Raw genomic sequence first — 20,974 nt, 5'->3', positions numbered from 1 at the left:
TATGAAATCTATTTTAAGTACAATTTTATCTCTAATAGGATCCTCCTCTTCTAAATTACCTTATGTTTCACATCACTCGTATGATTTTCAACATGGCTGGTTAAATATAATTGTATCAGAATATAATAGTCAAAAAACTTGTGGAGACATAGGTATAAGTAATAATGAGTTACAATATAAGCTTTTTTGTGGGAAAGAAAATGGAAAAGGAATGATTCCGTTAAGTAAAATAAAATTCAAATATGAGAAAGATATTTTCTCTGCTCAAAGTATTATAAGTGGAAAAATACTTTTTTCAGTTAAATGTACACAAGAGCAATACAGATATATTGAAAAATATATTAAGAAATAAAACGGCAAAAAGACAATTAAATTCTGTACAAATATAGAATTTGTAATAATCTGAAGCAATCCGTAGCCAGTATGAAACCTCCAAGACATAAAGTGTGTGCGTTACGCGCGAACCCTTGGCACAGGTACACAACTGGGCCAACGAAGAGGACCATTAATCCAAACATCTCAAGTACAAGCCATATTCAATAAAGTTGGTCAATTAGTTTCAATTTTGGGGGAAATTTAAATGAATAAAAAGTATAAAGTCAGTCCTGAATATATCAGACTTTTTCTTGGACTATTACACGAAGGTATAGATAGCAAACTTGAAGACTTATCAGGTCTAAATTTGGTTAATCGAGATAGCGTAAAGAGATTAGTCAAAGAATATCTGTACCCCGAATATCAAAATTTTACAATATCAACCCAGTTCAGAATTAAAGAAAGTTTGAGATTTGGATTAAATTTCTGGACAGAAGAACGACTACATAATCAATTTCCTAGTACCGACGCAGCCATTGAAATACCTCAACAAATGACCGCAAAAGAACTTTATAAGCAAATTTGGGATGATATGTTTAATAATGAAGATATCACTATTTCTGATATAACAAAATATCAGGAATCGAACCAAAATTAGCAATCCGTAGCCCGTACGAAACCTCCAATCCTGACGTAGGGCATGTGCGCGGTTTCCGCTTTTCAGACAGCTTCAGACGGCCTCGAAGAGGAAACTGGATTCGTTTGGGACGGCATCCACCTCTTCCAAGAAGTCTCCTCGGACGGCAGATATACCTATCCCGACAGCTACGAACCCTTGGCACAGGTACACAATCGGACCAACATGGTAATAAATACTCTTTAAAGAATGCACATAATTTTATTTGAGGAATTAGTTATGAAAAGAAAAGAAATTATTTTAAGTATGCAAACGGCTTTTCTTGGGGCAATTTGTAACAAAGTCAGACTTATTGCATTTGATATAACTGAAGAATTATTTACTCTTTATGTATATATTGATTCACCACTGACAGATGATGAGTATGAAGCAATAGATAGTGCAGTTACAGATGTATTGGCTGATTTCCCAAATTTTCTATATGAGAAAATATACATTATTGAAAATAATGATAATATTCATTCATTAAATATATATAAGGGATGTTTTTTTATGAGATTTGAAAATAAATTTGATTAAATAACTCGTTTACCCAACCGTTCCAGACAACCGTCTGAAAACCTACAACGGCACAAGTTACTACTACGACGACCTCGGCAACCTCATCCACCGCTAACTGACCGACGACGAAGTGTAGAACTATTTCTACGAACTGCATGACCAACTGGTTAAAGCTGAAATCTTCAAGAAAGCGGCTAACAAACCCACTACTTCCACTGCGACCAAATCGGCATCCCGAGAGAAATGACCGATAAAGACGGCAATTTACTGTGGTTCGACAACTACACCGGCTGGGGTCGTCTGAAAGAGGAAACCAAGGTAACGGATAGCGCATACCAACCCTTCCGCCTGCAAAACCAGTATTGCGACCTTGAAACGGGGCTGCACTACAACTTCTTCAGATATTACGAGCCTGATGCGGGTCGGTTTGTGAATCAGGACCCGATTGGGTTGGATGGCTGTGATAACCTTTATTGGTTTGCACCGAATGTATCTATTTGATTAGATCCTTAGGGTTTAAATTGTAATAGCCGAAAGAAAAATCCTAGGTTTAGGAAAAGGAGGAAAAACATGTATTTATCTGATATTAATCCTGAGTTAAATAGTGAAATTAATAATATTATATGTGAGTCGAGACAAGCTAAAACTCTTCAGGACAGGATTGATGAGTTAATGAGGGCTTGGGATTTAATTCCAAAACCTGCTACTCAATTCGTAACCCCAACTAGTGGGCTATGTTCTGAAATTTCTGGTAGATTTAAAGAGTTAAAGGATTATTCTAAGGCACTTGAATGGATAAATATTGCATTAGAGGCGCGAAAAACAGTTCCTGATGGCAGTACATTTCTATGGGCAGGTATTATCTATTACGAACTAGGTGATATGGAAAATGCCTATAAATATTTTGACCTAACTTATAATGAGCTACGTTACACACCTTTCTCTATGGAAGACAAAAAATATTGGCAATTTTATAAGCAACGTAGAGAAGAAATAAATCCTAAGAAAAAAAACAAAAAGTAAGATTGCACTGCACCCAAAAATTAAAAAAAGCAGGTAAGAAACGCCCTTAAATTTTTAGGAGAATTTAAATGAACAAAAATGGATACGTTAATTTTAACTTTTTAGATAGTAAACCCAATATAAATAATATATTAGTTGGGCTAGATTTAGACTATTCAAATAAAGTGATAGCGCCAGATGGTCATGAGTTAGCATTGATTGCTTTTATGCCAATTGAAAATTTATTGACTATTGCACCTCAATTTAAAACAGATTTTCAGAATAAGGAATATAAAGATAAAGTAATTTACGTTTTTTCTTATTATGATAAAGAAGATTATTTTCTTGACTACATTACTGAAATTGACGATGCTATTCAAGGATACACGAAAGTTATCATCGGAGATAAAAATCAGTTCAAGTTTAACCTAGATAATTTTTATCCAATTAATCCTATTGAGAATTTAGATGAAATGAGTTTTTTAGGAGGACAACCTCAATATTTACAACAAGAGAGTGATGATTTTCTAGAAAAATATATTTTCATAGGTCAAATCTTAGGAATGGATCTACCTGAAAAAATAAATGAAATTTTTTATCTAACTGAGAACATAGGATATATTTTTATAAATCGAGATTTATCTGGTGGATTATTCTTCGTACAAACAACTTAAACAAAACTAAAAAGGATTAAATTATGAATGAAAGTATTGAAACTATATTAAATAGTTTTCTGATGGAAATGTATAAATGGGAAGACAATGCTAATAAGCATATTGATGCAGGCACAGATATTCCTGATGAGATATTGAAACAAACACTAAAGGAAATATACGATAAATACCTAACAGATAAACCAAGAAAAATGGGAAAGTTAGAAAGTATGACTATTAACTACCCTCCGACATTCAATCCAAATAACGAGGAAATCATTGAAATAGAAGAAAAAGGTAGCTCTATAACTGTAAAAAGTGCTGTGCTGTACGCTGGAATGGAAGCGCAAAGACTTTATAAATTCAAAAAACAGGCAGAATTCTGGAAATTAGATAATGTAAAAGAATTTGATAGTTATGATGGGAAATGGCATTCTATACATATCTAAATTAAAGTAATTAGCAAGACGTAGCCTGAACAAAAACTCTCAGTCCTAAGGAGAATTTTATGAAAATCAAAGAATTAATTGAAAAATTAGAACAAAAAAGTAGCCATCAATTTTTGAAAGCAGTATCAAAACCAGAATTTGCTTTTTCTTTGCCAAAAGATTTAGAATTCTTTTATGAAAATTATGAATATGCTATTCTCATTATTGATACTTCTTGTGAGATAAGAATCAGTTCACTTTCAGAATTGCAACCAACAAACTAAATTCTATATCCAGCTGATGATGTTATTTGGGAGGAGTTGGCAGATGATATCAGTAATGATTGGTTCATGATTGCATCTTCTCAAGAGCTTAGTCAATATATCAGTATAGACTTAAACAAAAAAAGATTTGGTTTTTGTTATGATAGTTTTATAGAAACTCATGCTACACCTGATGAGTCTCCCATTATTGCTAAATCATTTACAGAACTACTGGAAAAATTAGTTTCCAATGAAAAAGAATGGTTTTGGTTAGATTCTTCTTTTCAAAGCTATGGTGATGCTTATGAAGATGAATAAGTAAGTTGTAGCCCGCATGAAACTTCCAATCCTGACATAGGGCATGTGAGGTACGCACAGGTACACAACTGGACCAACGAAGACGGCGAAAATCGCCAACAAACCCACTACTTCCACTGCGACCAAATCGGCATCCCGAGAGAGATGACCGAGAGAGATGACCGATAAAGACGGCAACCTGGTTTGGTTCGGCGATTATTACGGCTAGGGCAAACTGAAGAGTGAAACCAACACATCCGGAACTGCACACCAGCCCTTCCGCCTGCAAAACCAATATGCCGACCGTGAAACGGGGTTGCATTACAACTTCTTCAGGTATTATGTGCCGAACGTCGGGCGGTTTGTGAATCAGGATCCTATTAAATATTTAGGAGATACAAATTTTTATACTTATGCATTTAGTATCGTAAATTAGGTAGATTTTCTAGGATTAAATCCCTTTAGAGTTTTTGCAAAGTTACAACAATTGTTTAACAAAGCAAATAAAAAAATAATAAACCTGATAAACGTGATCAAGAATATCAACTAGCGAAAAGGTTTTGTGATACTCCAGTACCACCTCAAGCGTCTATATGCGCAACTCTAAGTGCGCAAATGAATCATGCCAAAAGATGTATCGAGTTATATACTAATTGGGATAGAAAATGGCAACCCGGGAGACATACAATCAAAATAAATGGTTGGAAAAATAGGCTAGATGCTTTAAAAGAAAAAGCAAAATCTGAATGTACTAAATAAATTCTTTATGAGAGTAAATTATGAATAATTCTTTGAAAAATCTTTTTTTAAAATATCAGGATTACCCTAGTCTTTTGAATCAGAGTCCTATAACCTCCGTACATGACTTAGGATCTATGGGAGAAACATTATTAAATTTAGCAGTTAATTCCCAATCTAAAAAAGATATTATTCTATTAATAGAAAACGGAGCAAATGTCAATCAACAAGGTGAATTAAATTTCACTCCTATTCAAAATGCTTGTCTTCATGGAAATCTTGATATTATTGAAATTCTTTTAAAAAATGGAGCTAAAACAAATATAAAAAATGAGTTTGGATATGATGCAAAACATTATACATCTGAAGAATATCACGATAAAAAGAAATCTAAAGAAATTAGAAACCTAATGAGATATTACAAACAATAAGTTACATATTTAGTAGAAACCTGATAAAACATTAAGGCCGTCTGAAAAACGAAGAAGTTTCAGACGGCCTCGAAGAAGAAACCGGATTTGTTTGGGACGGCAGCCACCTCTTGCAGGAAGTCCAACCGGACGGCAGGTATACCTATCTCTACACCGATCCCGCCTAGTTTGGGAATCATTACGGTTGGGGTACCCTAAAGAGTGAAACCAACATATCCGGAACTGCTCACAATCCCTTCCGATTGCAAAACACCCTTGTCCACGCTGGCATGTAGCTACTGCCAAAACGGATGGAAATCTTAGTCAAAAAGAAATAATGGGAATGGTACATTTTCTTGGGAATAATACAAAGATAATGTAACCGTACAACATAGGAAATAGTATCATGACAACTTTAGAAGATAAGATCTTTACTTTAAAACAGAATAATTTAATGAAAAAAATGAAAGAAATTCATTTTTTAAATAATTTAATTTCAGATTCTGAAAAAATCATTCCATATCCACTCTCATGTGAAATAATAAATCGTACTTTTACCCCCTATAGAAATATAGAATTATCAAAGGAAAATTTTAGTTTATCGATAAAAAATGAAATATTAAATTTTCTTGCACCAGAGGAAAATGACATTGCTTATGTATACTTTTATGGAGGAATAAATGATTCGTCTGAAATACCAATAGAATTATTCCCTTTGTTTATTATCAAAATAAAAAATATTAGCAATTGGCTAGAATTAATAAACAAACCTAATTTTTATTGTTTAAAATTATTTAGTCATAAAATAGATAAAGTTATCGATATATCTCTACTCGACAATGAGGAAGATGTGTTATCTATTTCTATTGGAGTGAACGATTAACTATTATAAAAATAAATAAACTATTCCAGCAGAAGCAATCCTTTGCTTTGTATAACTGAAAGGTATTTAGCATGAAAGAATTATTAGAAAAACTAGAAAACTCACCCTCTATTTTAAGTATTGAGGATGAATTATTTTTTATTGATATATTGCAAACATTACCTATTGATGAAATTAGGGAAAATAAAGAAATATTTAAGAGAATTATCTCAGCTATCCAAGAATCTCACCAAGACAACGGGATATTTGAGATAACAGATGAAAATATTAAGATTTTCTTTGAATTTGTTATCTGGATTAGAAATTTAAAAAAACTATATCACCTTGATTTTGAGAAATATATAGATGGGTTTGATACAAATTTTGATGGTTCACAACAAATTTGATCCTCAAATAAAAAAACTATACAGCAAGACGTAATGCGTAAAACTCGTGGAGGCAATAAAAGATTTACATTAAGAGAATTAAATTCACGAGGTAATAAATTTACTATTCGTTACATTCAATACCACCTAGGGAGCAGTAGGCATTATGAGGGAGCACCTTATTGGAAAATATCTTCTGGTAAAGGTGGAACACAAAGATTTCCTTCAGAATAATACGAAAGGTTGATTATGAATATTTATGATGAAATTATCCCCGCGAAGAGTTTAGGGGGAATCAGATTAAAAGACAATATTAAAAATTACTCCAGTATCATTAATAAAAATATGTTAAATGGAAAATTAAAATTTTTTCAAACTAGTGTTTATTCATGCAGATATATATTTACTGATATCCCAATTGAAATTAACGTAGATATTACTTCAGGAGAAATTTATAAAATTTCTGCATTAGAAGGATATCAAGGCAAATTCAGAACTATTAAAATAGGAATGCCTATTAATGATATCTTAAATTCTAATTTAGGTTTCTATTACGATGAATGTGAAGAAGCTTTTTTTTCAAAAATTATTGAAGGAATTGCACTGGAAGTTTCTGAAGATGACCCTCCGTTCGAAGAAGCTATCAAAATGAATATAAAATATATCTCTGTTTTTGATCCAACCGCTTTTGATAAATAAATCTAATTAAGCGTTGAATATTAATTGATTATGACTAAACAGAAATTCAAATAGTTGTCCTAGGTTAGGTTGAGACTCAATGTTCCAGTAAGATTGTCTGAAAGAGGAAATCAAGGTAACGGATAGCGCATACCACCCCTTCCGCCTGCAGAACCAGTATGCCGACCGTGAGACGGGGCTGCATTACAACTTCTTCAGGTATTATGAGCCTGATGTAGGTCGGTTTGTGAGTCAGGATCCGATTGGGTTGTCGGGTGGGGAGAATTTTTATCAGTTTGCACCTAATGTTCAAGGATGGGTTGACCCTTTGGGGTTAGCAAAAAATAGAGGACGCGTTCAGGCACAAAGAACGCATTTAGAAGAATCTGTTTCTTGGGATACAGATAAGCCTGTTACTGTAAAAGATGCTCCAGATAAACTCGAAGAACTAAAAAGAGAACTCTCAAAGAGAGATCTAAAAGATAGAGAAGAAGCTTTTAAGAAAGCCAAAAATTTTATAGAAAATGGAAACAGTTGCAATGGATTAGATGCCCCTATATCAAAATCTTTCATGGTAAAAGGAACTAAACATGAACGTGTTGATATTGAAATTATTTCAGGAAGAATTGGCCCAAATTCTTAAATATTTAGAAAGTTTAAACATGATGAATAAATATGAAAATTGGTATGAGAATATTGATGAATATAGTAAATTAGAACAGTATATTGAAAATATATTTGTAAAATTACTTAATATAAATTCAATCAATAGAGAAAAATGGATTTTTCCATACTTCAAAACTACGTATTCTGATGGCACGTCATTTATGGATGGGAATCCCATTTTTTCAGCACATGCTCCCAATGAAAAAAAAATTATAAAAATCATTGTAGATGATAATTATAATGCTATATATGATTTTAATAGTTCATTTGATGAAAATTTACTGTATACAGTGATAGTTCCTATTAAATTAATTGATAATATAGATGTTTTAATAACAAGTTTTCTACTATCAGAATAGCAAGCCGTCACCCGCATGAAACCTCCAATCCCGACGTAGGGTGCGTGCGGTACGCACGCGGTTTCTGTTCAAATGACCTCAGTCTCTTCGGATTACCTGAAAAAGTGCAGGCTACTTCGACCCCGCGCATAATATCCTGTCCGACAACAATATACCTACCGTCCCGGACGACCGCCTGAAAACCTACAACGGCACGACACCTATTACTACGACCACTTCGACAACCTGATCCATCGCAAACTGACCGACGACGAAGTTCAGAACTATTTCTACGACCTGCATGACCAACTGGTTAAAGCCGAAATCTTCAAGAAAGCGGCCAACAAACCCACTACTTCCACTGCGACCAAATCGGTATACCGCACGAGATGACCGATAAGGATGGCAATCTGGTTTGGTTCGGCAACTACACCCGCTAGGGGCGTCTGAAATATTTATTCCGTAACAATCTAAGGCAAAACCGCCTATGAATACGGCTAGGACGGTCATGCTCAAAAAATACAAGAACGTAAAAACAGATTAAACAATAAAAAAAGGAAAATAAAGAAAATTGCGTCACGTGTAATAAATAAGATCAAGAAATTAAATTTATCAACTTACAACTATAGGTATTATTAATGGAAAAAGAATTGTTATGTATTTTAAAAAAATATGAAACGCATCCTGATTTCTTGGGTGACACTATTAAAGATATAAATCAAGTAGGAGGTATGGATGATACAGTTTTACATATTGCAGCTAGAAATAATTCTTTAAATGATGCTCTTGTATTTCTTCAAAATGGGGCATTGGTCGATCTTAAAGGAGACTTAGGATACACTCCCCTACATTATGCATGCATGTTTGGAAATATAGAAATGGTGAATTTACTCCTTGATAATGGATCTGATAAAAATATACAAAATGAATTTGGAGAAAATACTGTTAAAATTGCAATTAACTCATCCAGCGAAAATAAAGAGAAGATAGTAAAACTATTAAATGATTTTTAAAAACGTAAATAAAAAATAGATAATAAATCAATCAAATGGTGCCCTATCTTAAAATGGAGAAAGTAAGACATGAAAAAAAACAATCTAATGTTATTAATTAAAAATCAAATGTCAGATAAACAAAAAAATGAAAATGCCTTACATTTAAATACACTTTTACTAAGCTCAATAGAAAACCCTAGTATAGATAATGATTGTTTCATAGAATTATTTAGCTATTATTCTAACATATCCCAAGGAGAAGTAAGTGAACTATTTGATTTACTGCAATCTTTAACCCAAGATGAAATCAATATAATTTATGATTTTTTAGAATATATTTCAAAGTTTGTCAAAGACTTAGGAGTATATTGTGAATTTGAAAAATTTCTTACGGAGATAAAATATATACAGGAACGAAATTATCTAGAGGAAAAAATTAGGACTACTTTTCCAATTTTCAAAGTTGATAAAAATAACATCATAAGTTTTGATGATAGTGATGACTCTTATATATTTTCTATAATGCAACTATCTACTAAAACTTGGATTGAGATAACATACGATGATTTTCTCTCAATACTTGAATCACTAGAGTGGCAAGCCTTTACTAATAAGGCTTTATTATATTTTACTCCTTGCTGTTTAAAATATATTTTTTCTAATTTATCTAAATTTCATTTATATGGTTACGTTGTTGAACTTTTATATGTTGCTCTACGAAACAAAAGTACGATTTTTAACACTACTCAAATCAACTTAATCATTGATTTTTTAAAATTAATCCAAAATTTTAACCAGGAAATTAGTGTCGAAACACAAAAAAAAATAACAAGTACTATTCAACTTTATTTATAACTTTCCGGCCATAAAGGGTGCGGCGGGTGGTGACCGGCCGGTCAATCCGATACATGGTTTGAAATTTTTGGAGGGTGAAACCAACTTTGCTTTTGAAGGCATTTTGCCATTAAATTCAAAAGCAGTGAAAAGAATGAAAAAATATTAACGATATGGTATTGAACTATCAAGCAAAAAAATTATGGAGTATACTTTTATGTTCAAATCAAAATTATTTCCCGAGGATTTTTTTAATATATGTATTAAGCGTAAAGTAGAAATTAAAAAGTTAGATAAACTTCCTAAACTGGATAATAACTATTTGTTATTTATTACTAAATATCAGGAGGTAGAGATAATACCTGATATTTCTCTTTTTAATTATGAAGAGGCTTTAAATGAAAATAGATACTTAGAGTGTAATTATCCCGAAATATCAAGGTGTTTTTGGAGTATTGGACAAGCAGGACAGGGAGATGGATGGTTTCTAAATAAAATAGATAATACCATTTTTCATTATAATCATGATACTGGAGAATATACCAAATCTGGATTTACAAATTTAGGGATAGATTTCTCACAATTTATCCAATTGGCTTTGTTATACCGAGATTTAGAACACTTATTAGATGAAGGCGAGACACTTACGGATGATATAAAAACTGAGTTTATAAATTCAGTAAATAGTATAAGTAATAATTTATTTAATGTTTATCCATTTAAATATTTTTAATTGGAATATTCAATAAATTTATTAAGTAAATCGTAGCCTGCACAAAACCTCCAGTTCCGATGTAGGGTGTGTGCGGTACACACTCGGTTTCTGTTTTTCAGAAACGTCATTCCCGCATGATTTAGGCGGGAACGCCCCCGAAAACCAACCCCACTTCGTCTGGGACGGCAGTCATCTCTTGCAGAAAATCCACCCGTACGGCAGATATACCTATATCTACACCGATCCAAGTAGCTACGAACCGCTGGCACAGGTTCGCGATTGGACAACCGAAGACGGAGAAGGCGTCCAACAAGCCCACTACTTCCACTGCGACAAAATTGGCATACCGCGTGAGATGACCGTGCAACGAGACTGCATTACAATCTGTTCAGGTATTACGAGCCTGATGCGGGTCGGTTTGTGAATCAGGATCCGATTGGATTGTTGGGTGGAGATAATTTGTATGCTTTTGCGGCGAATGAGCAGGAGTGGGTTGATGTTTGGGGGCTTAAAAATAATTCTCAGCTGTTGGGAGAAGCAATTACTAAATCTACTCGGTGGTCTGGTCGTCAAGCGCATCATAAAATTCCTTAGAGGTGTTTAATAATTCTCCACTGTTACAACGCCTAGAAAAACAAGGATTATTTAAACTTAATGGAAAAGGTAACAGAATTATGTTACCGGAAACTCTATCTAAAGGGACTTACCCGTTCTATACATAAGGGCTATCATAGAGGATATAACCAAGTAATTATGGATATAGTAGATAATATTGATAAAAATTCTAAATGTGATAGAGAAAAGGCTAGAAAAATTCAATCATTACAATCTAAAATTCATAAGGAACTAAAGTCAGGAAGTATGTCTTTATATAAATCGACAACAAAACAAGATTGGATTAATTGCTTAACATAATAAGGAGTAACATTATGAATAAAATCTTAGGATTTATAAAAAATAATTTATTAGAAGTATCAGGTAATTTTCAAAACAGCCGATGGAAAATTATTCAAGATATTTCAGTAGCACAAAGATATGCATATCAGCAGTATGATTTAGAGACTGTTTGGGAGGATTTGCGTGAATCCAACTCACTAATTTTAAAGCTATCTACAGATGAAGATGACAGTTTTTGGGATGAATATGCTGTTCCTGCAATTGAAAAAAAGTTGAATTCCTTGCACTTAGAGGAGGGATTAAAAGATAGTTTATTTAGTGATATAGATGCAGATTTATTTAATTGTTATTTAAACAACAAATATAAGAAAAATCATCCTATTTGGAATATGATAGAGGATGCTTATTTTAACGGGTTTTGGCCTTGTGGATGGGAAGGTAAATATCCTGAGGGGAAGCTTGTTGTTTTTAAATTAAACTATGCTTAAATAAAAAACATGATAATCGCCATCTAGATAAAGCACTGAATCCAACGCAAGGTTTTCAGACGATCTTTGTTGTATTGCGTTCAACCGCCACTATACCTACAACAAAGCCACCAATAAACCCACTACTTCCACTGCGACAAAACCAGCATCCCACGTGAGATGACCGATAAGGACGGCAATCTCTTATGGTACGGCGAATACACCGCCTGGGATCGTCTGAAAGAGGATGAGCGGATTTACAAGAACGCGCATCAGCCGTTCAGACTTCAAAACCAGTACTTTGATGAAGAGACCGGCTTGCATTTCAACTTCTTCAGGTATTATGAGACTGATGCGGCTCGGTTTATCAACCAAGACCCGATTGGGTTGTGGAGCGGGGCTAATTTTTATTGGTTTGCACCTAATGTTCAAGGATCGGTTGACCCATTGGGGTTAGCAAAAAATAGATGGGCTTACTATTCACTACATGGCAATATTTGATAAAGCTGGAAAAATGAAGAATGTAACTGACTTCAAATTCAAATAAGAGGATTATATGAATAAATTTATTTATAAAAAAGATCAAAACTATACTGACCACTGGGAATTTTGCAATCAAAATAAATATCCATTTATTACAATTAATAATATTGATAATGGCTTTAGTGAACTATTTTTTGACATAACTAATATAAGTAATAAATTAGAAGATATTTCTAATTCAATAAAAGAAATATCTTCTTGCTATAATAATTTTTTTCTAGTTCCTAGCTACATATTAGAAAGATATGAATCTCAATATTATTACTTTAAATTTCCCGTTATAAATACCCACTCAGAACTTATTGCGAACCAGTTATTTGATTATTTAATTGAAAACATAAGTTAAAGCTTACTGTTACGAAAGAAGATCAACCATTTTACTAAGCCAAAGCGAGCGAATTAGATTAAGATCTAATAAACAAGTCATAGCTCGTATAGAGAGATTCTCCTAAAGCACACAGTTAGCTTCATAAAACAAATCGCCGCACTTAACGACCTGACGCAGACCTAGATAGGTAAGAACACAGTAGCATCAGCTTAGGCTGTCAACCGCAGCTATGCCTACGAAGAAGCCGCTAACCAGATATCGCCTATCGTAAAGACGGTCATTTAGAATAATCAAAAACAATCCTGCAAGAACTCTTGCAGGATTTTCTTTTATATCAAGCCTTCTAACAAGCCACGCATAAAGTTTTCAGAATTGAATTCACCGATGTCATCAATTTTTTCACCAAAACCGATTAATTTCACTGGAATATCCAATTCTTCTCGAATGGCAAGAACCACTCCTCCTCGAGCTGTTCCATCAATCTTAGTGAGGACGATACCAGTAATCGGCGTGATCTTAGAGAATTCCTTGGCTTGGACCAGGGCATTTTGTCCTGTAGACGCATCCAAGGCCAAGAAGGTTTCATGAGGGGCTGTAGGATCCACGCGCTTGATAATGCGACCGATTTTTTCTAATTCAGCCATCAGATTGTCTTTATTCTGAAGGCGACCAGCCGTATCAATCATCAAAACATCGACTTGTTCTGCCACTGCTCGTTCCATCCCATCAAAGACCACACTTGCAGGATCTGATTTTTCAGGACCTGTGACAACGGGCACATCCACACGACGTCCCCATTCAGCCAACTGAGCAACAGCTCCTGCCCGGAAGGTATCTGCTGCGACTAGCATCACTTTTTTCCCTTCCTTCTTGTACTTATGAGCTAGTTTTCCGATAGAAGTGGTTTTCCCAACGCCATTCACTCCGACGAAGAGCATGACGGTCAAGCCGTCCTTAAAGTTGATTTGCTCATTGTATTGGCCATCTTTTTCATAGAGATCCACCAATTTTTCAATGATCACTCGACGCAAGGCATCCGGCTTCTTGGCATTTTCCAAGCGTGCTTCATAGCGGAGCTCTTCCGTCAGATTCGAAGCGACTTGGACTCCGACGTCACTCATGATCAAGAGTTCTTCTAAGTCTTCAAAGAATTCTTCATCGACAGAACGGAAGTTAGCAAAGAATGCATTTAGGGCAGCACCAAAGCCAGTCCGAGTTTTCTTCAAGCTTCGATTGTATTTTTCTTGAACCGTTTCTGTTGGTTGAGCAAGCTCTGGCTCACTTGTCGTTTTTTCTACTAAAGACTCTTCTTCAACTTCTTCTGAAATTTCAGGTTCGCTAGTAGGTTCCTCTACTGACAATTCAGCTTCAAGCTCTTCTGTATCTTCAGGTTCGCTAGTTGTTTCTTCTACTGGAGTGTCTTCTTCAAACTCTCCTGTTTCTTCCTCTGAACTTTCAGTAGTTGCTTCTTCAATTACTTCCTCGGGTTCTTTGGAAAGACTTGAAGTCTCATCCTCTGTTTCATTCTTTGCAAAAACATCCTCATCAAAGGCTTCTTGGACAAGATCTGATGAAGAATTCAGAGGCTCTTCTTCAAGATTCTCTTCTTGCAACGTTTCTACTTCTATAGTCTGTTCTTCAGGAACAGGAGCAGGTTCGGTTACTTCCTCAGGAGAGGTAGCTTGCTCTAGTTGAGAAGAGCCCTCTTCCTCAATAGCTGTTTCCTGATTTACAGGCTCTTCTGAAGGAACTTCTTCTTCAATAGATGCTGTCGACTCCTGCGATGATCGCGCTGATTCGGTAGCCATCCGCTCTTTCAATTCCGCATAGTAGGCTTCCATTGCCGAGATCTTAGCTTCATCACTTTGTGAAGCCTTTTGTGATACCTGCTCAGCTGGCGAACTTGCTTCTTTCTCGCTTCCCCCAATCTCTTCTGTAAGTTCTTGGGCTTGTGGTTTTGTTTCTTCTTTTCTTCCAAATAGTCGGTCAAATAATCCCATTATTGACCCTCCTTCAATACATATTCTTCAATCGCTCTTCCGACTGCATCTTCATCATTGGTGTAGTCCGAGACTAGAGTAGCAATCTCCTTCACCTCATCCACCGCATTGGCCATGGCGATTCCTAGTCCTGCCCATTTTAACATGTTGGCATCGTTGGCTTCATCTCCACAGGCCATGACTTGGCTAGCATCGATTCCTAAATACTCCACCAAAGCTTCCAAGCCTCGATCCTTTTGCACTCCTTTGGGGCACCATTCCAAGAGCATGTCTCTGGATTTAAAAATCTCAAAACGCTCCCTTAATTCAGGAGAAATCTTTGGAATAGCGCCATCCAAATAGTCCTGTTGAAAGGCCGTTACACATTTATTGTAGGAAATCTGACTGGACAAATCTTCAATAGAAACGGGAATAAAGTTCAAGTAAGGATTATAGAGAGGGTAAAGAGATTCTTGATCAGATACAAGTGTATAAACAACCCCTTCGCTGATGGCATCTAGGGGCAAACCAAGGGCCTCTGTCTCCTCATAAATGCGGACGACATCATCTCGAGAGAAAACTGTCTTCGCAATGATCTCCCCTGTATTCTTTTGTACCAAGCCACCATTAAAAGTAATGGTGTATTCATCTGACAAGCCGGCAGTCCCGATCTCTTGAAGCAGAAAATCCATAGCCTTGAGGGGACGACCCGTCGTCAAAACTACCTTGACCCCTTTTTCTTGAGCTGCACGAATGGCAGCTAAGTTCCGAGGGGAGATTTTCTTCTCTGAGTTTAAGAGAGTACCGTCCAAGTCTAGTGCGATAACCTTAATCTGACTCATAATTCTTCCTCCATGAAGCGAAGGACAGATCCTGTCGAATGGTGAGCTAATACTTTTTCAGCCAATTCCAAAATCTCTGGACGGGCATTTTCTGGCGCAATTGGATGACCAACAACCTGCATCATATGAAGATCATTGAGGTTATCCCCAAAAGCTAGGACTTGATCTCTACTAATGCCTAGCTGATCCATTAGGGCCTGGATGGCGACTCCCTTGTCCACATAATCCAAGACAATATCAATGCACTCATAGCCAGTGGTCATAGCCTTAACGCCCTCAACATTTTGGGTAACCCAGGCTTCCCCTTCCGCTAATACTTCTTGGTCAAAATTGGTGGTCATCTTAAAGACAAGATCATCAATTTCTGAAAAATCTGACACCATTTGAATATTTTCATTGTAGTTTTGCGAAGCAGCTAGATAGTCTGGATCAACGGTCTTTAAAACATAGCTCCCGCGTTTTCCCGTTAACAAGCACTTATTTTTATCGAAATAAGGACTTTCTTGTAACTTGGCAAACAGAGCTTGGTAAAATTCAGGACTCATGGTCGCTTCATAGACATCTTCACCATGAAACTCAACAACACTGCCGTTTTCAGCTATAAAAATAATCTGATCCTGAACCTCTTTAAAGATTGTCTTCAAAGAGAGGAGAGGCCGACCACTTGCTGCCGCAAAGTAGATCCCTTTTTCTTGAAACTTCTTTAATACCTTTAGGAATAAAGCTTGATCAAATTGATGATTTTCATCCAAAAAGGTCCCATCCATGTCTGTTGCGACTAATTTAATTTCCATTATCCATTCCTTCTATATCTTTCAGCTTCACAGATACAATCTTAGAGACTCCAGATTCTTGCATGGTCACTCCATAGATGGAATCTGCTGCAGCCATGGTTCCCTTACGGTGGGTGACCACAATAAACTGACTTTCCTTATCAAAACGATTGAGGTAATCCCCAAAACGTTTAACATTAGCCTCGTCTAGAGCCGCTTCTACCTCATCCAAGATGACAAATGGAATAGTCTTGACACGAATGATTGAAAAGAGCAACGCCAATGCTGACAAAGCTTTCTCCCCACCACTCATCAAATTCAAGGATTGAATTTTCTTACCTGGCGGTTGAACAGAAATCTCGACCCCAGCTGACAAGAGATCCCCATCCGTCAAGATGAGATCTGCTGATCCTCCCCCAAACATCTGTTTAAAGGTTATTCGGAAGGATTCACGAATCGCTTCAAACGTAGACTTAAAGCGTTCTTTCACCTCATCATTCATGTCATTAATGGTTTCAAGAAGAAGATTCTTCGCTGCCAAGACATCTTCTCGTTGACTGGAAAGGAAATCAAACCGAGTCTTGACCTCATCGTATTGTTCGATAGCATCAATATTGACAGGTCCTAAGGCTTTAATCGCTTTCTCCAAGTCTTTTAAGACTTGCTCAGACTGGGCTAGATTTTCTAGTTCGTTGGCCTGATTAGATGCCTCTTCAAAACTCATCTTGAATTCATCGGTCAGAGCTAACATCAATTTATTTAGCTTATCCGCCAATCGATCGCGATTGGATTCTGCTTTGGCCTGTAGGCGAATCCACTCCTCATTTTGACGACGGGCTTGCTCCATATGACCCGCTACATCTTCAGACTGGCCTTCCAAATCCTCTAATTCAAATTGCTTACGAATCACAGCTTGCTCCAGAGCGGTTTTCTCTTGAAGGGTTGCTTGCAATTGTTTTTCAAGGACAGAAACATCGATTTGCTCATGTCGATCTTCTCCCTGCTCAATCGCATATTGGAGAGCTTGGATTTCCCGTTCAGTAGAAGCCAACTCTTGCTGCAAGCGTTCGGCATCTGTCTGGTCATAGGTCAATCGACTCTTCAACTCTGTTTTCTGTAATTGGAGCTTGGCAATGGCTGCTCGTAAATTTTCAATTTTCTCGACAACGACATCTTTATTGAGCTTGACTTCTTCAATCTCAGCAGTGACTTGCTCTTTTTCCGCCTCAATTTCTTTCAGTCGCGCTTGCAAGTGATCCCGTTTTTGGAGGAGCTCCTGGTCGCTACCTTCATCCAGCTCTGTACGGATAAGTTCTAACAGTTCTTGGGCATCCAAGAGTTGCTGGTGAGCTTGCTCAAAAGCCAATTGAAGTCGTTGCTCTTCTAGTCGCGCCCCTTCTCCTTGGCTTTTCAAAGATTCTAGTGTTTCTTGTGATTGGCTTACTTGATCCTGTTGCTCTTGAACATGCCCTTCTACTTCTCGCAAGTTCTTCTGAAGAGAGGCCAATTCTTGGTGCAAGCGATCCAGTTCTGGCTTGATGAAAATCGAATTATTGCTTCGATTTGCACCACCTGCATAGGAACCACCTGTGCGCAGTTCAGTTCCATCCAGCGTCACGATACGAACTTGGTAGGCAACCTTGCGAGCAGCCGTCTTGGCGTGCTCAATCGTATCAAAAATAGCTGTGACACCCAAAAGGTTTTGGAAAATTGACTCGAGGGAAGGATCATAGTCCACCAAACTGCTAGCCATCCCTAGGAATCCTGGACAGGCTTCAATCAGTTCTTGATTCTTTCCTGCAAGGTAGCGTGGTTTAATGGTTGTCAATGGAAGGAAGGTTGCCCGACCCGAGCGATTCTTCTTCAGATGTTCGATTGCCCGTGTTGCTGCTCCTTCGTCTTTTACGATAATATGCTGACTGCTGGCTCCTAGAGCAATCTCTAAGGCAGTCTGATACTCTGGTGAGAAGGAAAGTTTTTCACTGACAGCTCCGACGATCCCACCTAAGCGAGCCGCTTCTTGTAAGACACTCTTCACACCCGCATAAAAATTACTATGATTTTTTTGAATCGCCTCTAAACTGTTAATGCGAGCCTGTTTTTCCTTGCTTTGATCCAGTAAATCAAACATCTTGGCTTGCGCTTCTTGATAAGCCTGGCGAGCTTCCTCAAACCGTTTTGCCTCTGACTGATAGGTCTCAAGCAAGAGTTTCAGATGCTCTTGAGCTCCTTTATAAGCTTCTTGAGCAACCTGCTCTTTTTCTTGCAATTCTGTCACCATTTGGATTTGATTTTGGTAATCTTCCTTTTTACTTTGTGACAATTGAGCTGAGGCTTCCAATTGATTTTCAATGGTTGTTAATTCGTTTGATCGCTCCGCTTCATCCTGCATCAAGGCCACGTATTTTTCACGTAAATAATCGATCACCTGATCTGGATCTTCTGAGAAGCTGGCCAACTCTTTCTCCAGACCTTCCAGAGCTACTTGGCTCTTTTCCAGTTCTTCTTGAAGACTCTTTGTATTGGCTTGTTTTTCTTCCAACTGGTTCCGAAGAACTTGTAGGCGCTCTTCCAGACTATTGACCCGCTCTTGATTTTCCTGACGACTTCGAGCGACCTGTTGCGACTCCAAGCGTGCCAATTCGATTTGTTTCTCCAAATCACTTAAGAGACGAGTCAATTCCAAGAGGCTAGCTTGATCATCTGACAATTGGTGTTGAAGGGTCTGGCGACTCTGTTTCAATCGGAGACTTTCCGCCTCATACTCTTCTCTTTTCTGGTAATAAGCCTTTAATTGCTCTTGGATGGAGGCTTCTTCTTGGACAGCTTGATCATAGTCTTTTTTATTGACTTCAATTTGAGCAATCAAAACATCCAGATAAAGAACTTGGCGTTGTTGATCCAATTCTAAGAAACGTTTGGCCACAAGGGCTTGCTTCTCAAGAGGTTTGATTTGTCCCTCTAACTCAAAAATAATGTCTTCCAGACGGTCCAAATTATCCTGGGTCTGAACCAACTTAGATTCTGTTTCCTTGCGACGCGTCTTAAATTTAAGAACCCCAGCGGCTTCCTCAAAAATAGCCCGTCTCTCTTCTGGTTTGGAATTAAAGATTTCTTCAACCTTCCCTTGAGAAATAATAGAGAAAGAATCTCTCCCCAGTCCAGTATCCATAAAGAGATCATGGACATCTCTCAAACGGACTTTCTTGCCATCAATCTTGTATTCACTATCACCCGAGCGATAAATATGACGCTCCACTCGGATTTCTTTAGCAGCTTGTTTGATAAAGCCATCCCGGTTATCCAGTACTACCGTTACGCAGGCGTAGTTTAAGGGTTTCCGAGTTTCAGTCCCAGCAAAAATCACGTCCGGCATCTTGCCACCACGTAGGCTCTTGACACTCGATTCCCCTAAGGCCCAACGCAGACTTTCCGTAATGTTTGATTTTCCAGATCCATTAGGGCCAACCACTGCGGTTACCCCTTGGTCAAAGATGACCCGGGTCTTATCTGCGAAAGACTTAAATCCTTGAATCTCAATTTCCTTTAAATACATGAGGGATCCACCTTATTCTCCACTGCTTTTTTTGCTGCTTCTTGCTCTGCAGCCTTTTTAGACCTGCCACGTCCTTGACCGATGATTTTCCCATTGACAGATACTTGCACTTCAAACTCCTTGGCATGAGCCGGTCCTGACTCACTCGTCACTTCATAGGTAATCAGTACATCCCCATGGATTTGAAGGATTTCTTGCAAGCGCGTCTTATAGTCAATCACTTGCTCAAATTGACCTGCCTCGACTTTAGGAATCATGACTTGCTGAATGAAGTTCCGCACCATCTCTACTCCCTTATCCAAGAGCAAGGCTCCTAAAAAAGCTTCAAACAAATCTCCTAAGATGGTGTCGCGGTTCCGTCCACCAGATTTTTCCTCTCCCTTGCCAAGTTTGATAAATTGATCGAAACCACAATCACGGGAAAAACCTGCCAGGCTTTCCTCACGAACAATCATGGAACGCATTTTTGACAAATCACCCTCTGGCTTACTTGGATAGAGGGCAAATAAATATTCGGAAATCACTAACTGGAGAACAGCGTCTCCTAAAAATTCCAAACGTTCATTATGTGAAATTTTTAAGAGGCGATGCTCATTCGCATATGAGGTATGTGTAAAAGCTGTTTCCAACAATTCTGTATCGTCAAAAGTCAGACGAAATTTCTCAGCAAGGAGGTTATATAAGGCTTGCATCACGTTACTACTTTCTTTCTTCATTTATGCATCTGGATCGAATCCTGTAACCTATTCTGTCCAAAAGATACACCCCCCTATTATACCAAAAAAGAGTGCGTATCGCACTCCTTTCCCTT

The 20,974-nt window shown here is 37.1% G+C and carries 32 protein-coding genes; 27 read left to right on the top strand and 5 right to left on the bottom strand.

Annotated elements, in window-relative coordinates; translation table 11 throughout:
- Position 1: 1 nt before the first annotated feature.
- From AC3E6G_RS02085 to AC3E6G_RS01955, 27 genes are all read left to right on the top strand, one after another.
- A complete protein-coding gene (locus AC3E6G_RS02085) occupies positions 2-352 on the top strand; it encodes a hypothetical protein (RefSeq protein WP_490700343.1) in 351 nt (116 codons plus the stop codon).
- Between the two features lie 228 nt (positions 353-580).
- Entirely contained in the window at positions 581-973 is a 393-nt protein-coding gene (locus tag AC3E6G_RS02080; RefSeq protein ID WP_490700342.1) for a hypothetical protein, read from the top strand.
- A 42-nt stretch (positions 974-1,015) separates the two neighbouring features.
- Positions 1,016-1,198 carry a hypothetical protein gene (locus tag AC3E6G_RS02075; RefSeq protein ID WP_490700341.1) on the top strand — a complete coding sequence of 61 codons (183 nt, stop codon included), beginning with the start codon at positions 1,016-1,018 and terminating at the stop codon, positions 1,196-1,198.
- A 33-nt stretch (positions 1,199-1,231) separates the two neighbouring features.
- On the top strand, positions 1,232-1,531 hold the full coding sequence (locus AC3E6G_RS02070) for a MafI2 family immunity protein (RefSeq protein ID WP_490700340.1): 300 nt from the start codon (positions 1,232-1,234) through the stop codon (positions 1,529-1,531).
- A gap of 225 nt (positions 1,532-1,756) precedes the next feature.
- Positions 1,757-2,014, top strand: coding sequence for an RHS repeat-associated core domain-containing protein (locus AC3E6G_RS02065; RefSeq protein WP_490700339.1), 258 nt, complete (start codon positions 1,757-1,759; stop codon positions 2,012-2,014).
- A 69-nt stretch (positions 2,015-2,083) separates the two neighbouring features.
- Positions 2,084-2,536, top strand: coding sequence for a tetratricopeptide repeat protein (locus tag AC3E6G_RS02060; protein WP_490700338.1), 453 nt, complete (start codon positions 2,084-2,086; stop codon positions 2,534-2,536).
- 68 nt (positions 2,537-2,604) lie between these two features.
- A complete protein-coding gene (locus AC3E6G_RS02055; RefSeq protein WP_490700337.1) occupies positions 2,605-3,189 on the top strand; it encodes a hypothetical protein in 585 nt (194 codons plus the stop codon).
- Between the two features lie 23 nt (positions 3,190-3,212).
- Positions 3,213-3,617, top strand: coding sequence for an NTF2 fold immunity protein (locus tag AC3E6G_RS02050; protein WP_490700336.1), 405 nt, complete (start codon positions 3,213-3,215; stop codon positions 3,615-3,617).
- A 59-nt stretch (positions 3,618-3,676) separates the two neighbouring features.
- Positions 3,677-3,880, top strand: coding sequence for a hypothetical protein (locus tag AC3E6G_RS02045; protein WP_490700335.1), 204 nt, complete (start codon positions 3,677-3,679; stop codon positions 3,878-3,880).
- A 36-nt stretch (positions 3,881-3,916) separates the two neighbouring features.
- Positions 3,917-4,177 (top strand): hypothetical protein, encoded by a 261-nt coding sequence (locus tag AC3E6G_RS02040; RefSeq protein ID WP_490700334.1) that lies wholly within the window; start codon positions 3,917-3,919, stop codon positions 4,175-4,177.
- 45 nt (positions 4,178-4,222) lie between these two features.
- Positions 4,223-4,345 (top strand): hypothetical protein, encoded by a 123-nt coding sequence (locus tag AC3E6G_RS02035; protein ID WP_490700333.1) that lies wholly within the window; start codon positions 4,223-4,225, stop codon positions 4,343-4,345.
- A gap of 46 nt (positions 4,346-4,391) precedes the next feature.
- On the top strand, positions 4,392-4,592 hold the full coding sequence (locus AC3E6G_RS02030; protein WP_490700681.1) for an RHS repeat-associated core domain-containing protein: 201 nt from the start codon (positions 4,392-4,394) through the stop codon (positions 4,590-4,592).
- A gap of 343 nt (positions 4,593-4,935) precedes the next feature.
- A complete protein-coding gene (locus AC3E6G_RS02025) occupies positions 4,936-5,325 on the top strand; it encodes an ankyrin repeat domain-containing protein (protein WP_490700332.1) in 390 nt (129 codons plus the stop codon).
- Positions 5,326-5,710: 385 nt separating this feature from the next.
- Positions 5,711-6,187, top strand: a complete 477-nt coding sequence (locus AC3E6G_RS02020) for a hypothetical protein (RefSeq protein WP_490700331.1) — start codon at positions 5,711-5,713, stop codon at positions 6,185-6,187.
- Positions 6,188-6,258: 71 nt separating this feature from the next.
- Positions 6,259-6,573, top strand: coding sequence for a hypothetical protein (locus AC3E6G_RS02015; protein ID WP_490700330.1), 315 nt, complete (start codon positions 6,259-6,261; stop codon positions 6,571-6,573).
- Between the two features lie 228 nt (positions 6,574-6,801).
- Positions 6,802-7,251 (top strand): hypothetical protein, encoded by a 450-nt coding sequence (locus AC3E6G_RS02010; RefSeq protein ID WP_490700329.1) that lies wholly within the window; start codon positions 6,802-6,804, stop codon positions 7,249-7,251.
- Between the two features lie 97 nt (positions 7,252-7,348).
- On the top strand, positions 7,349-7,873 hold the full coding sequence (locus AC3E6G_RS02005) for an RHS repeat-associated core domain-containing protein (protein WP_490700680.1): 525 nt from the start codon (positions 7,349-7,351) through the stop codon (positions 7,871-7,873).
- 19 nt (positions 7,874-7,892) lie between these two features.
- A complete protein-coding gene (locus tag AC3E6G_RS02000; RefSeq protein WP_490700328.1) occupies positions 7,893-8,255 on the top strand; it encodes a hypothetical protein in 363 nt (120 codons plus the stop codon).
- A 350-nt stretch (positions 8,256-8,605) separates the two neighbouring features.
- Positions 8,606-8,674, top strand: coding sequence for a hypothetical protein (locus AC3E6G_RS01995; protein ID WP_490700679.1), 69 nt, complete (start codon positions 8,606-8,608; stop codon positions 8,672-8,674).
- Between the two features lie 198 nt (positions 8,675-8,872).
- Positions 8,873-9,247 carry an ankyrin repeat domain-containing protein gene (locus AC3E6G_RS01990; protein ID WP_490700327.1) on the top strand — a complete coding sequence of 125 codons (375 nt, stop codon included), beginning with the start codon at positions 8,873-8,875 and terminating at the stop codon, positions 9,245-9,247.
- A 69-nt stretch (positions 9,248-9,316) separates the two neighbouring features.
- A complete protein-coding gene (locus tag AC3E6G_RS01985) occupies positions 9,317-10,084 on the top strand; it encodes a hypothetical protein (protein WP_490700326.1) in 768 nt (255 codons plus the stop codon).
- 196 nt (positions 10,085-10,280) lie between these two features.
- The gene (locus AC3E6G_RS01980) at positions 10,281-10,796 is read left to right on the top strand and encodes an SMI1/KNR4 family protein (protein WP_490700325.1); all 516 of its coding nucleotides are present in this window, start codon (positions 10,281-10,283) and stop codon (positions 10,794-10,796) included.
- A gap of 354 nt (positions 10,797-11,150) precedes the next feature.
- Positions 11,151-11,372: an RHS repeat-associated core domain-containing protein gene (locus AC3E6G_RS01975; RefSeq protein WP_490700678.1), complete on the top strand. Its 222-nt coding sequence runs from the start codon at positions 11,151-11,153 to the stop codon at positions 11,370-11,372.
- 60 nt (positions 11,373-11,432) lie between these two features.
- On the top strand, positions 11,433-11,693 hold the full coding sequence (locus AC3E6G_RS01970) for an AHH domain-containing protein (protein ID WP_490700324.1): 261 nt from the start codon (positions 11,433-11,435) through the stop codon (positions 11,691-11,693).
- 14 nt (positions 11,694-11,707) lie between these two features.
- Positions 11,708-12,163, top strand: coding sequence for a hypothetical protein (locus AC3E6G_RS01965; protein ID WP_490700323.1), 456 nt, complete (start codon positions 11,708-11,710; stop codon positions 12,161-12,163).
- Positions 12,164-12,322: 159 nt separating this feature from the next.
- Positions 12,323-12,643, top strand: a complete 321-nt coding sequence (locus tag AC3E6G_RS01960; protein ID WP_490700322.1) for an RHS repeat-associated core domain-containing protein — start codon at positions 12,323-12,325, stop codon at positions 12,641-12,643.
- A 55-nt stretch (positions 12,644-12,698) separates the two neighbouring features.
- Positions 12,699-13,031, top strand: a complete 333-nt coding sequence (locus tag AC3E6G_RS01955; protein WP_490700321.1) for a hypothetical protein — start codon at positions 12,699-12,701, stop codon at positions 13,029-13,031.
- Positions 13,032-13,342: 311 nt separating this feature from the next.
- Here AC3E6G_RS01955 and ftsY read toward each other — a convergent pair whose 3' ends face one another.
- From ftsY to rnc, 5 genes are read right to left on the bottom strand one after another with little or no spacing between them, the layout of a single operon-like run.
- A complete protein-coding gene (ftsY, locus tag AC3E6G_RS01950) occupies positions 13,343-15,013 on the bottom strand; it encodes a signal recognition particle-docking protein FtsY (RefSeq protein ID WP_490700320.1) in 1,671 nt (556 codons plus the stop codon).
- A complete protein-coding gene (locus tag AC3E6G_RS01945; RefSeq protein ID WP_490700319.1) occupies positions 15,013-15,834 on the bottom strand; it encodes a Cof-type HAD-IIB family hydrolase in 822 nt (273 codons plus the stop codon). The genes ftsY and AC3E6G_RS01945 overlap by 1 nt, the downstream gene beginning before the upstream one ends.
- Positions 15,831-16,628, bottom strand: a complete 798-nt coding sequence (locus AC3E6G_RS01940; protein WP_490700318.1) for an HAD family hydrolase — start codon at positions 16,626-16,628, stop codon at positions 15,831-15,833. Before AC3E6G_RS01940 ends, AC3E6G_RS01945 begins: the two co-directional genes overlap by 4 nt.
- Positions 16,618-20,163: a chromosome segregation protein SMC gene (gene smc / locus AC3E6G_RS01935; RefSeq protein ID WP_490700317.1), complete on the bottom strand. Its 3,546-nt coding sequence runs from the start codon at positions 20,161-20,163 to the stop codon at positions 16,618-16,620. Before smc ends, AC3E6G_RS01940 begins: the two co-directional genes overlap by 11 nt.
- The gene (rnc, locus tag AC3E6G_RS01930; protein ID WP_048689531.1) at positions 20,154-20,855 is read right to left on the bottom strand and encodes a ribonuclease III; all 702 of its coding nucleotides are present in this window, start codon (positions 20,853-20,855) and stop codon (positions 20,154-20,156) included. The genes smc and rnc overlap by 10 nt, the downstream gene beginning before the upstream one ends.
- Positions 20,856-20,974: the final 119 nt, after the last annotated feature.

The sequence above is a fragment of the Streptococcus sp. SCPM-O-B-23252 (M501) genome (genome assembly GCF_058200355.1).
Note: the sequence above shows the minus strand (reverse complement) of the source record. Positions and strands in the feature narration are given on the sequence as shown.